General features: G+C 42.5%; 11 protein-coding genes and 1 pseudogene. 7 read left to right on the top strand and 5 right to left on the bottom strand.

The features are described from left to right. Nucleotides 1-13: 13 nt before the first annotated feature. Both ruvA and ACLFKQ_RS25235 read right to left on the bottom strand, forming a co-directional pair. Nucleotides 14-652: a Holliday junction branch migration protein RuvA gene (gene ruvA, locus ACLFKQ_RS25240; protein ID WP_449002439.1), complete on the bottom strand. Its 639-nt coding sequence runs from the start codon at nucleotides 650-652 to the stop codon at nucleotides 14-16. A gap of 30 nt (nucleotides 653-682) precedes the next feature. Then, complete coding sequence (locus tag ACLFKQ_RS25235) at nucleotides 683-1,435, bottom strand: sucrose-phosphate phosphatase (protein ID WP_449002438.1); 753 nt, start codon at nucleotides 1,433-1,435, stop codon at nucleotides 683-685. A gap of 351 nt (nucleotides 1,436-1,786) precedes the next feature. Between ACLFKQ_RS25235 and ACLFKQ_RS25230 the strand changes: the two genes are divergently transcribed. From ACLFKQ_RS25230 to ACLFKQ_RS25220, 3 genes and pseudogenes are all read left to right on the top strand, one after another. Beyond that, nucleotides 1,787-2,428: a hypothetical protein gene (locus tag ACLFKQ_RS25230; RefSeq protein WP_449002581.1), complete on the top strand. Its 642-nt coding sequence runs from the start codon at nucleotides 1,787-1,789 to the stop codon at nucleotides 2,426-2,428. A gap of 125 nt (nucleotides 2,429-2,553) precedes the next feature. Next, on the top strand, nucleotides 2,554-3,414 hold the full coding sequence (locus tag ACLFKQ_RS25225) for a pentapeptide repeat-containing protein (RefSeq protein WP_449002437.1): 861 nt from the start codon (nucleotides 2,554-2,556) through the stop codon (nucleotides 3,412-3,414). A gap of 145 nt (nucleotides 3,415-3,559) precedes the next feature. Next, nucleotides 3,560-4,293, top strand: a pseudogene (locus ACLFKQ_RS25220) (IS1 family transposase). Between the two features lie 23 nt (nucleotides 4,294-4,316). Here the strand turns inward: ACLFKQ_RS25220 and ACLFKQ_RS25215 are convergent. Then, nucleotides 4,317-5,648: a TIGR03279 family radical SAM protein gene (locus ACLFKQ_RS25215; RefSeq protein ID WP_449002436.1), complete on the bottom strand. Its 1,332-nt coding sequence runs from the start codon at nucleotides 5,646-5,648 to the stop codon at nucleotides 4,317-4,319. A 77-nt stretch (nucleotides 5,649-5,725) separates the two neighbouring features. Continuing rightward, nucleotides 5,726-6,727 carry an undecaprenyl-diphosphate phosphatase gene (locus ACLFKQ_RS25210; protein ID WP_449002435.1) on the bottom strand — a complete coding sequence of 334 codons (1,002 nt, stop codon included), beginning with the start codon at nucleotides 6,725-6,727 and terminating at the stop codon, nucleotides 5,726-5,728. Between the two features lie 204 nt (nucleotides 6,728-6,931). Between ACLFKQ_RS25210 and ACLFKQ_RS25205 the strand changes: the two genes are divergently transcribed. Both ACLFKQ_RS25205 and ACLFKQ_RS25200 read left to right on the top strand, forming a co-directional pair. After that, nucleotides 6,932-7,579, top strand: a complete 648-nt coding sequence (locus ACLFKQ_RS25205) for a DUF3318 domain-containing protein (RefSeq protein ID WP_449002434.1) — start codon at nucleotides 6,932-6,934, stop codon at nucleotides 7,577-7,579. Between the two features lie 406 nt (nucleotides 7,580-7,985). Next, on the top strand, nucleotides 7,986-8,960 hold the full coding sequence (locus tag ACLFKQ_RS25200) for a sugar transferase (protein ID WP_449002433.1): 975 nt from the start codon (nucleotides 7,986-7,988) through the stop codon (nucleotides 8,958-8,960). A 107-nt stretch (nucleotides 8,961-9,067) separates the two neighbouring features. On the opposite strand, the gene ACLFKQ_RS25195 is transcribed toward ACLFKQ_RS25200, so the two are convergent. Continuing rightward, a protein-coding gene (locus ACLFKQ_RS25195) for an IS5 family transposase (protein ID WP_448998612.1) occupies nucleotides 9,068-9,822 on the bottom strand; the annotation gives its coding sequence in 2 pieces (ribosomal slippage) (nucleotides 9,068-9,499 and nucleotides 9,502-9,822; 753 coding nt in all). Nucleotides 9,823-10,172: 350 nt separating this feature from the next. Between ACLFKQ_RS25195 and ACLFKQ_RS25190 the strand changes: the two genes are divergently transcribed. Both ACLFKQ_RS25190 and ACLFKQ_RS25185 read left to right on the top strand, forming a co-directional pair. After that, on the top strand, nucleotides 10,173-11,363 hold the full coding sequence (locus ACLFKQ_RS25190) for a cytochrome-c peroxidase (RefSeq protein WP_449002432.1): 1,191 nt from the start codon (nucleotides 10,173-10,175) through the stop codon (nucleotides 11,361-11,363). Between the two features lie 150 nt (nucleotides 11,364-11,513). Next, nucleotides 11,514-11,774 carry a hypothetical protein gene (locus tag ACLFKQ_RS25185; RefSeq protein WP_449002431.1) on the top strand — a complete coding sequence of 87 codons (261 nt, stop codon included), beginning with the start codon at nucleotides 11,514-11,516 and terminating at the stop codon, nucleotides 11,772-11,774. Nucleotides 11,775-12,040 lie beyond the last annotated feature (266 nt).

Here is a 12,040-nt window from a genome sequence, read left to right as displayed (position 1 = left end):
ATGAATCTTGAAGTTATTCGCCAAACCAAGCAATGGCACTTCTAATCCACTCTTCAACATTGGGATTTTTTAACAGTAGCTCGTTTTGGGCGATCGCGTTAATTGCCTGTTCGATCTCTTCATTGGTGTATCCTAAAGCCAGTAAAGTCATTTCCAAATCTTCGAGAATTTCTGGCTGAGGCATCAAAGAAGAGCTAGATGTTTTGATTTCTACTCCAGCTAGTTTTCGCCATTGAGCGAGTTTGGTTTTTAATTCGAGGGCGATCCGTTCAGCAGTCTTTTTGCCTACTCCAGGAATTTTACACAGTGTAGAGACATTACCCGAAACGATCGCTCCTACTAAATCGGAAATTCCCAAAGTATCGATCGCTGCAATTCCCAACTGCATTCCAATACCGCTAACCCCCACTAACTGACGAAATAAATCTCTTTCTGCTGCAGTGGCAAAACCATAGAGAACTTGTCTGTCTTCTTGTATTTGCAAATGAGTAAAAATTCTTACGGGTTCCGGGTTTTCGCTCGATAGCTGACGTGCCAAACGCGAAGGAATTTGAATTTCGTAGCCGATGTGATTAACTTCTAAGACTAAGATGAGGCGATTGTTAGTAGTTTTAATAATCTCGGCGGTCTTTCCTTTAAGATAACTAATCATTAGTAAGGTTGCGAGCTAAAAAGTTGGCAATTAACTTTCAAGAAACTTGAAATATCTCAAGCCTTCTAAAATTCCTCCAGCACAAGCTGCCCGAGCAAAATATAGAGATTGATGTTGGTTTTTTCGATACCACTGACTTAATTCGGGTTTGGCATTACCGACAATAATTCCTTTTTCTTCACCTGCTAATAGAGCGATATCATTGCCAGAATCGCCGCAAGTCACGGTTTTAGCAGCAGCAATATTCCATCGCTCTCGTAGAAATTTGACCGCCAAACCCTTATCACCATTAGGAGGTAATAAATCTAAATCTTGACCGCCACTGTAAATTAATTTTACTTGATAACCGCGGTCGCTCAGCTTGGTTTTTAATTTATCGATTACTTCCTCGGCTATCGATTGCGCTAGATAATAACTAATCTTAAACGGATTTTGTTCGGAATCGGGCTGAAACTGTAGCTCTTTTATATTACTTGCAATCGATACTATTTCTTCGCGATTCCATCCCTGAGACAAAATCTCTGCCCACTCAGGATCGCAAACTTCTCGCTTCGAATCGAAATACATTTCTGTACCGACAGAAGTAATTAAAGCATCTGGAGGTAACAAAAATTTCGCTTTTGCCAGTAGCCGATAGAGATAGAGAGAACGTCCGGTGGCATAAACGATCTTAGTGCCAAACTGTTGGCGGTGAGCGGCTAAGAGTTGATTGAGAGTTTTTAAAGCTCCATCATCTCCAACTAATGTATTGTCCAAGTCAGTTACAAATAAAAATGGATTCATCTCTGCATACTTTAAAATTACAGTCGAAATTTTTAAGTTTTACCTAACAAGATTGAAGCTCGCTCACTCTTACCAAACAAAATAAATTTATAATATTTTCGGTTAAATATACGTGAGCGTCCAACGAACTAGGTATTCGTTAAGTCTGAAAGAAACAGAAAATATCAAGCCTAAAATATAACCTCCTTTTCAGTTATTTGCTACCAAACGAGCTGAGGGGATTAAATTTTAGTTTAGCCTCTCAAATAGCAATTGAGTCTTTACAATTGCAGACAGAAACTGCTTAGCTGGAGAATGGTCGAAGATTACTTTGGTGGTCTGGACTTAATTTTGGAGAAGAGGATTGATGCTTTGGGTGTAGAACTTCGCAGTTATGTATATTTAGACAGATTACAACTCCAGCACGCAGCATATATTGGTACTGTAGCGTTGGGTTTTTTACCTTTGCCTGGAGATGCCTCTTTGTGGATCGAAATTTCTCCTGGTATTGAAATTAATCGAATTACGGATGTAGCTCTCAAGGCGGCTGTAGTTAGACCGGGAGTTCAATTTGTCGAGAGATTGTATGGTTTGTTAGAAATTCATGCCAACAAACAAGGAGAAGTTAGAGCGGCCGGAAGAGCAATTTTACAGGCTTTAGAAGCCAGTCAAAGCGATTGTCTCAAACCAAAAGTAGTCTCTAGTCAAATCATTCGCAATATCGATGCTTATCAAGCTCAGTTGGTCAACCGCAATCGTCGCGGTCAGATGTTGTTAGCGGGACAAACTCTTTACGTTTTAGAAGTTCAGCCTGCCGCCTATGCCGCGCTAGCAGCTAATGAAGCAGAAAAAGCAGCACTGATTAATATTCTTCAGGTCAATGCAGTAGGTAGTTTTGGGCGATTGTATTTAGGAGGAGAAGAAAGAGATATCATCGCTGGTTCCCAGGCAGCTTTAACAGCAATTGAAAGCGTAGCGGGACGAGATAGTTTTAGCCAAAATGGGCATGAATAGCTCCAGTTTAATTTCTATTTCTAGTATCGAGAACAGTCAAAGACTAATTCGAGGGATAATAAAGATCTTAATGAGCGATAGTAGATCGGAGTGCAGTAGCCGCTAGCATAGCGGAGGTAATGGAGATGGCAAATGTAGAACACTTAACGAGATTAAAACGAGGTACTCAAAGCTGGATTGAATGGATCGACGATGGCGATCGCCAAGAACCAGATCTGATTGATGCCAATCTCAGCGGCATTTGTTTGCGAGAAGTTTATCTGGCGAAAGCTAATTTAACTCGCGCTAATTTGCGTGCGGCAGGATTGAGTGATGCCGACCTCAGCAGTGCTAATCTGCAGGCAGCCGAATTGAGCGATGCCAATTTACAACAAGCCAATTTAAGCAATAGCGACCTACGTTTTGCCAACCTAATCGCTGCCGATCTCAGTCTGAGTAATTTAATTGGTGCAGATTTACGTCGAGCTAACTGTCAACGGGCAAATTTCTACCATGCCAATCTGATTGGAACTTCGATGAGAAAAGCCAATTTCTACCAGGCTAGTTTTATCGGAGCCAAGCTCGATCGCAGCAATCTTAGTGAAGCCGAGCTAACTCAAGCCAATTTTATGGAAGCTAATTTAGCAGCGGCTAATTTTTACGAAGCCGAACTTCAAGAGACCCATTTTTACAAAACTAATTTACATCGTCTCAAGGCGATCGCCGCTCATTTTTGCCGAGCTTATTTATTTGCCGTCGATCTCAGTGAGGCGATCGCTATTGGTGCAGATTTTCGATGGACGAACTGCAGCTATTCCAGTTTCAAAAATGCCAATTTGCAAGGAGCCGACTTTAGCGGTGCCAATCTCACCAAAACTGATTTTCGCGGTGCCAATTTAGCAGGAGCCAATTTTAGAAGAGCCATTTTAATCAATGCCGACTTTCGCCAGACCAATTTAGCCGCAGCTAAGACCGACGAGGTAATTGGCGAGCGAACAATACTTTAAAAATTCAATTGTTCGAAAGCTACAATTCCAGCTATTTCGCTCTAAAAATTATCGGTAGTCCTGTAGAAGTAACGATCTAAAATAAACGTCGAGCTTAAATAACTCGAGAGCAAAGCCTACTTGTCCAAGCTGCCATTCTGAGAAAATTGTCAAAAATGGTCGGATTCACAACGGAAAACAAAGGTTTAGATGTAATCAATGTCATCGTCAATTTGTAGAGAAACCGCAAAAAATCGTCGTTAATCAAGAGAAACGGGAGTTGATTGACAGGCTCTGATTAGAAAGAATTTCTTTGGCAGGTATTGCACGAGCAGTTGAAGTGTCAGAAAAGTGGCTTCAAACCTATGTTAACCATAAATAAATATGCTCTAGTTCCCAGAGAAATAAAAGTCACACCCAAAAAAAGGGGAAATTGACGAAGCAGTGTGATGCAATGTGGAGGGGCTGTGTGCGGACACAGGTTCCGCACCTTGAAAGCCCCGTGTCATTTGTAGACCATCAAGGAAATAAACAATGGGTCTGGTTAGCTTTGGATTCCAAAACTCGTGAAATCGTTGGGGTAACAATTGGCGATTGGCTTTGCCACTGCGCGGAGCGCAATCGCAGCGAACAAGCAGCGCCAGAACTGTGGAATTCGCTACCTCCTGTCTATCGTCTGATTTTTGGGCAGCTTATGAGACGGTATTTCCTCAACAACCCCATCAAGCAGTGGGAAAAGAAACAGGAAGAACAAGTTATATTGAACGGTTTAACAATACTCTTAGACAAAGAGTATCTCGATTAGTGGGAAAAACCCTATCATTTTCCAAATCATTAGAGAATCATCTAGGTGCTATCTGGCACTTCGTGCATTACTATAATGCTTCATTACATCTTTAGCACTACCCAAGACACAAATTAACTCAAACAAGACATTTTTCAATTAATTCCCTAACACTACTGACGGGAAATATATCTATACTCAAGCGATCGCCTAGCTCTTTGACAGTGAAATCGTCTAAAAATCTAGTATCGTCATGCTTCAGCATTACAGAAGGTAATAACACTCCATCGCCCAATTCTCGCTCGCTCAAACCGGCGAGTAAATCTTGTCCCGTTAACAAACCAGTTACTGTAATATCCTGTCCCCAATACTCACTACGCAAGGCAACTAAGTTAACTCTCAGCCCCTCTACCATATTTAATCTTGCCACTAGAGGTTGAAAAGCCCGTTCTACAGCATTACCTACTACCCAAGTCAAGCAACGGAATTTAGCGATACTTTTGGGCAACATCTGGTTGGCTGTAGCTTGAAATTCCTCAAGAAACAGACGAATTGAGCCTACACCGTTACCAATTTGAGGATATTCCTCATAGTGAGACTCTGAAGGAACTTTCTGTCTGGCCATTAAAAACCATTCATCTGCTAACCAAACTAAGTTACTACCAAACTGTTGGCGAAACTTTGACTGTAGTTGCCCTACGGAATTGATTACCTCGGCAGCTTGTTGCTGACTGAGGGGTGTTAATTCATCCTCTGGGGGGCGAAAACGAGTCAAACCGACGGGAACTACCGCCACCGAAGCTACAGTAGGCAGTTCGCCCTGATGAAAAGAGGCTAAATCGAGTAAAGTTCTCTCTAAATGTATCCCATCGTTAATACCGGGACAAACTACTACTTGAGCGTGGAGTTGCAAGCGTCTTTCCTGAAACCATCGTAACTGAGACATAATTTGTCCCGCACGGGGATTTTTTAAGAGACGATTTCTGACTTCTGGTTCGGTAGCGTGTACGGAAACATATAAAGGTGACAGACGCAACTGTTCGATCCTGCGCCATTCGGCTTCGGTCAGATTAGTTAGAGTGAGATAGCTGCCATAAAGAAAACTGAGACGATAATCGTCGTCTTTGTAGTAAAGACTTTCCCGTTTACCTGGGGGCTGTTGGTCGATAAAACAAAAAGGACAGCGATTATTGCACTGAATCAAGCCATCAAACAAAGCAGTGGCAAATTCTAAGCCCAAATCGTCATCATAATCTTTTTCGATTTCTACCCAATGAGTTTTACCAGACTCGTCAACTACTTCTAATTCCAAATATTCATCGCTACAGAGAAAGCGATAGTCGATTAAGTCGCGGGGACGGGTATGGTTAATCGAAACGATCGCATCTCCAGGTTCAAAGCCAATCTCCGCGGCGATCGAACCCGGTAGAACTTTATTTATCTTAGCTGGTTGAATCGAAGCTTGACTCATAAATAGTTAATAGTTGCGAGCGTCTCTTCAAAGCTAGTTATCGCAGCGGTTTATATTCTAGCTAATTCGTTAGCTATTTACAGCCAATCCAAACCCAAAGCGATTAAAATAAACACCCCGAAGCCCAATCGGTACCAGACAAATACCCAAGTACTTCTGTTCTGTAAAAATTTAATTAGCCAGGCGATCGCCAAATAAGAAAATATTGCCGAAGAAATTAACCCCGCGATTAAAGGTACCAATCCCGAATTTCCCGTACCGGACTCTTCTAATAGGCTGTTTAACTCTACCAACCCTGCTAGAGTAATAGCAGGAATACCCAACAAAAAAGAAAACCGCGCCGCTGTCGCCCGTTCTAAGTTGTAAAACAATCCCGCGGTTATCGTCGAACCAGAACGAGATACTCCAGGTATTAAAGCTAAAACCTGAGCTATGCCCACAACAACCCCATCTTTTGCCGTTAAATCCTTAAAATCCCGTTTTTGATTGCCCACCGTTTCAGCTAAAGCCAGCAACAAAGCCATGACAATCGAAGCAATGGCGATCGCCGTCATGCTGCGGAGAGGAGAATTATCGAAATCGGGAATAAAAATCTTAATTCCCAAACCAGCAATCACGATCGGAATCGTTCCTACCGCAATTCCTACCGCCAGCCAAAAATCTTGAGATTGGTAATTGGATTTAGCTACTGCGGTTATCATCCCCCTGGTAATTTGGGTTAAATCCGCCCAAAAATACCACAGGACTGCAGCAATACTGCCCAACTGGATCGTTGCGGCAAAAGCCACTCCAGGATCGCCCCAACCTAAAAATACCGGTACGGCTTTAAGGTGCGCCGTGCTGCTGATCGGAATGAATTCAGTTGCCCCTTGAACGAAACCCAAGACAATTGCTTGAAACCAGTTGACTTGAGATACTGTCGCTCCTAGTTCGACTCCATTATTGGCTTGGCTTACGAGCTGAGGAGAACTAGCCCAAGCAGCAATATGTTCGAGCGAATAACTCAAAATCCAGCTAGACAAAATGCCTAAGCCCAAAAAAACCATCGATGTCAAATAGCGATCGCGCTGCTTAAACATATAAACAACCGTTCCGAGTTTTAAACTTCAACTAAGTTTACCAGCGGTTAAAGCTGGCTGGAGAATTTATTTACTAGAAAATTACTAGGTCTGAGAATTCTCGAAGCTATAGGTATTTTATCGAGCCGATAAATTTGGATATGATAAAAAAAGTAGCTAGACTACAAAATTTAGACTCGAAATTTAATTATTGGTAAATCTAATATGAGTTATGCAACCTCAGCTAGAGCAGAAATAAACGAACTACGACGTTTAAAAACTCTATTGCCTCCCGAACTACAAAGCTGGGTAATTGTCGAAGGTACGACAGAAGTAAACCCCCCTCTAATTCGCAGTGAAGAAATCGGTAAAGACGAAATCGAAATTCAGATCGATTTGGCAAAATGGGATAGTTTGGCGATCGATCAGCGCAACTTACTGTTTTGGCATGAAGTAGCCAGAATTCAAAACGATACCATTCCTCGAGAAGGATGGGAAATGGCAGCTTTGGCGATCGGTTTGGGTGGTGCCGTAGGGGAACTGTGGGTGCAAGATGGTCTGTTGCTTTTACTAGCTCTGTCTTTGTGCGGCGTTTCTGGCTATCGACTCTGGCAAAAAAACAATGCTGAAAAAACTCTCACAGAAGCAATTGAAGCAGACGAAAAAGCCATTGCCCTAGCAACTCGGTTTGGTTATTCTTTACCCAATGCTTATAAAAGTCTGGGTAGTGCTTTAAAAACTCTCATCGAACAAACTCCCAGTCGTCGCCGACGTAAAAAATACGAAGAACGTTTACAGTCTCTACGTCGTAGTGCCTCTAAAGCTAAAGCGCGAATGAAAGAACGTAGCAGCGAACCTTTAGGAAGAAGTTAAGCAACACCCGCCGCTGTAAAAGCGATCTAACTCGCTCGGGTTTCCCGAGCCCTAAATAGCGCAACAAAGGAGAGAGTTGTTTTTTCTATCTGCGTGTCAATCGTCTCGCAAAAAGCTAAGACATTGTTCGCGAGGGTTTAGACGATTAAAAATTTATTCGAGCTATAATCTGCATTGAATTATAAAATCGTAGAGCGAAGCTAGCCTACCAATAATATAATATACATGTGTATTTAGAATAATCTAACCTAAATAATAAATATTGTTTGAATGTTTATTTTTTAGGCAAGCATTAAAGGATGTTAGGCGGTGAAACTTGTTCGAGCGCCCAGATGGGGTAATCTTCATCAAACAACTCTCGATTAACGATTTCTGGTTGTAGGCTATAAGTTAAACTCAAGAAGTAATGACCGATAAAACTTCTAAAATTGAATTTCCCATTACATATTCCCAGGACAATCCTGTCGTCGAACTCCCAGAGCGTCTAACTTTGTTAGAAGCAGTAGCCTTCAAACAAACCGTGTGCCAACTGCTAACCCGAGTTAAAACCCATCAAAAGTTAATTTTAGACTTTGGTCAAACCAGATTTATTGATAGTAGCGGGATCGGGGCATTGGTCGCCAATTATAAAGCGGCACGAACAGCAGAAATAGAATTAGTTTTAGAAGCGGTACAGCCTCCGGTAATGGCAACTCTGTCAATGACAGGCTTAATCGAGGTACTTAAAATTAATTCTTCGGCAAAATGGTCTAATCGAGAAAGACCAGAAACACATCCCTCAGTACGTTCTTGGTTCAAAAGAGCGATCGATATTGTGGGCTCGATGGTAGGTTTGGCTCTTACCGCAATTATCTTCGTACCCATAGCAGTTGCCATTAAGCTCGATAGTCCCGGTTCGGTGTTTTTTCATCAAACTCGTTGCGGATGGATGGGGAAAAAGTTTCAAATCTGGAAGTTTCGCTCCATGTATGCCAACGCCGAAGCTATGAAGCATCAAATAGAAAATCAGGCTAGTGGTGCTTTTTTTAAAAACGATAACGATCCTCGGGTTACCAAAGTCGGTCGTTTTCTACGGCGCACTAGTCTGGATGAATTACCCCAGTTTTGGAACGTTTTTAAAGGCGATATGAGCTTAGTGGGAACTCGTCCTCCTACACCAGAAGAAGTAGAAGTCTATCAAGTACCAGAATGGCAAAGGTTAGATGTCAAACCTGGTATGACAGGAGAATGGCAAGTCAACGGTAGATCGCAAGTACGTAATTTTGAGGATGTGATTAAATTGGATTTGCACTATCAGCGCAACTGGAGTTTGCAATACGATCTTAAATTAATTTTTAAAACAATTGCGGTTGTTTTTGATAAAAATAGCGGTGCGGTTTAAAAAAAATCAGTTTTAATTTTAATTATAAAGTCGAGCTTAGTAGTGGACCTGTTAAATTTGAGTTAAAAATTATAAAAAATGGTTTTTATTAGGTTCTGTTGACACAATTAACGCAACCAAATTAAAGCCGAAGCAAATTCGGCAAATCCCAAATAACATTCGTCAGTTTTGTCAAAACGGCTGAAAACGCGACGATAGTATTTAAGTTTGTTAAAAAAGCACTCAACTAGATGTCGCTCCTTGTACAGATGTGAATCGTAATCTCTAGGGTTGAGGCGACCAGAACGAGGCGGAATCACGCCTTGAGCACCAGTTTCCTCAATCAAGACCACAAAAGCATCACAATCATAGCCTTTATCGGCAATTACCTGTTGAGCTCGATAACCAGCCACCAATGCCTCTCCTTGACTGATATCGGCGGTTTGCCCTGGAGTCAGAAGCAACCGCAGCGGATTGCCCAACGCATCTACCACAGCATGTAACTTGGTACTAAATCCGCCACAAGAACCTCCTAAAGAGTGTTTTTCTGACCCCCTTTTGCTCCTGCTGCACAGGGATGAGCACGAATCATGGTGCTATCGGGAATTAAACTTTCTAAGTCAGCAGAGTGGGACATTTCTTGCAAGAGACGATGCCAAACTCCCTTCTGACACCAACGCCGATATCGTTTGTAGAGGCTGTTCCAGTTGCCAAAACGTTTGGGTAATTCACGCCATTGAGCACCTGTGCGAGTAATCCAGAGAACCGCATTCAGAAAACGACGACAAGCTTTGGGGTCTTTGATACGGATGTCTTGTTGGTGGCTCAGAACAACGAAAATTTGCTGCCAAGCAGAATCGTCCAACTTAACACGAGATTTCATGAAGAATTTTTTGACTAAAATCAGCAACTTCAGGTACTTTCTCATCTTTGCCTCTTTACGTCAACAGAACCTAAAGCTAGCCAATTATTTTTGGTTAAAGTTGAAGCCTGAAACGCCCATTATTTCGTTGCTAGCGGTCGCAGTAAGCCAAATTTATGACCTACTCCTCAAAGCTTTATATAGTAAAGCTTTGACACTTATCTTGCACTTTTCCGCACATATCTCGGTCTTACCCCTCTTTATAGCTGTAGACTAGATGCTAATAACAACGCTGCTTATGCTTCCGCAAAAAACCTGTTTTTGAACAACGCCCTCAATCGTTAAATCCTGATTCTTTATTTGTGATATTTATGATGAAGCAAAAAAGACGTCTTTCCTATTTTATTCTCAGTATTCTTCTGAGCGCTTGGTTTTGTATGCACAAAATCGGTGCCAACGCAACTAACTCTCCTAACTCTCCTATCACCAGCGTTCAACTAGGCGAGATGCTGTTCTTAGATAAAAATATTTCTGTCGAGCGCAACATGGGATGTGTTACCTGTCACGATAAATCTGCCGGTTTTGCAGATCCAAGGAGTGCCAATAACCCCCGTCAAATGCCTGTCTCTCCGGGTTCTCTCCCCGATGCATTTGGCCGTCGTAATGCTATGAGTGCTGCTTACGCGGTATTTAGCCCCCCTTTTCATTGGGATGAAGTTAATCAAACCTATGTGGGCGGTCAATTCTGGGATGGCCGCGCCGACAGTCTTGCTGCCCAAGCTTCAGGGCCTCCTTTAAATCCTCTTGAAATGGCGTTTCCTAACCGGCACGCAGTGCTCGATCGTCTTGCGGAAAACCCAACCTATCTGGAAGCGTTTCAACGGCTTTATGGTGTAGACCTGCGCTCAAAAATCGAGGCAATTCAACCAGCGATATACGAAAAATTTGGTGTAGCCATAGCCGACTTTGAACCGACTAGTCTGTTTGTAGAATTTAACTCAAAATACGATCTCTGGATGGCAGGGGATTTAGACCTAAATGACCAAGAAAAACTAGGTTTAAATTTATTTAACGGCAAAGCCAACTGTGCTAGCTGTCATATTAGTGAGTCAACGGATACTATTCCGGCACTCTTTACCGATTTCACTTATGACAACCTTGGTATTCCCAAAAATCCTCGTATCGATGAATTAGCTAAACAAGAACTACCTCCAGATCTCGGTTTGGGCAGTCGCCCAGATATTAAGGAAAAGCATCCCGATGGTTCTCAGAATGGCAAATTTAAAGTGCCAACACTGCGTAATATTGCCCTTACTGCTCCTTATGGCCACAATGGTATTTTCGCCACCCTTGAAGAAATCGTGCATTTTTACAATACTCGGGATGTTCTTGGACGTGTCGAAAGCGCGGACGATCCCGGATCTGGTAATGTGGGTTGGCCGCCACCAGAAGTGCCTGAGAATGTTAACACTAATGAACTAGGAAATCTCGATTTGACTGCTGAAGAAGAAGCAGCAGTGGTAGCTTTCCTCAAAACATTGACAGATAATTTTCATCAGTGAGAACTTCAAGGCATTGTCAACGTAACTGAGTATCTCCATAAATAGATACTATTTTTCTAGCGTAAGTAGGTTCAAGGTCGTTTCGCTAAGCTTTGCTCCGAATTCTGGCGTTGATGAAAAGTAATGGTAAATAGTCCATAATATGAGACATTGAATGTCCAAAATACAACTCTACTCAAACCCCTTCTTCCTCGAGCTGATACTTGCGATGCCCGTCAGCGGTATAGAGAGAGGTGGTCATGCCGCTACCTCTCTATACAAACGCTTCTCGCGCCGACCGGCGATCGCATCCATCAGCTGCAGCCCGTCGCTATAGCTGCATACATTGACAGTCTGGCTACGGCCACGAGCGGAAGAGCAGCTACCCCACGCTTTGATGATGCACCAGCTACCAAACAGGTCTTGCTGTAGGCAGGCGGTATAGTGGCGATCGCCACATATCCAGCGGCGTGTTTTCCAGCGGTTGAAGGAGGTCATTTTGGCCATTTGAAACAGATACCATGATTACTGTTTCAATATCATAAACCCCTATGGCCGGCAAAGCCTGAAAATGCATAGCGAGAGAGCAGATAGGGCAGGGCAGAGCGCACGGATTGATGAAACAGAATTGGACATTCTGTTTCATAACGGTACTTAAACAATTTAAACAGACAAAATAAGATAGAATACCTTTGCTG

This window comes from Myxosarcina sp. GI1(2024) (assembly GCF_053543375.1).
This window is presented reverse-complemented; position numbering and strand designations above follow the sequence as displayed.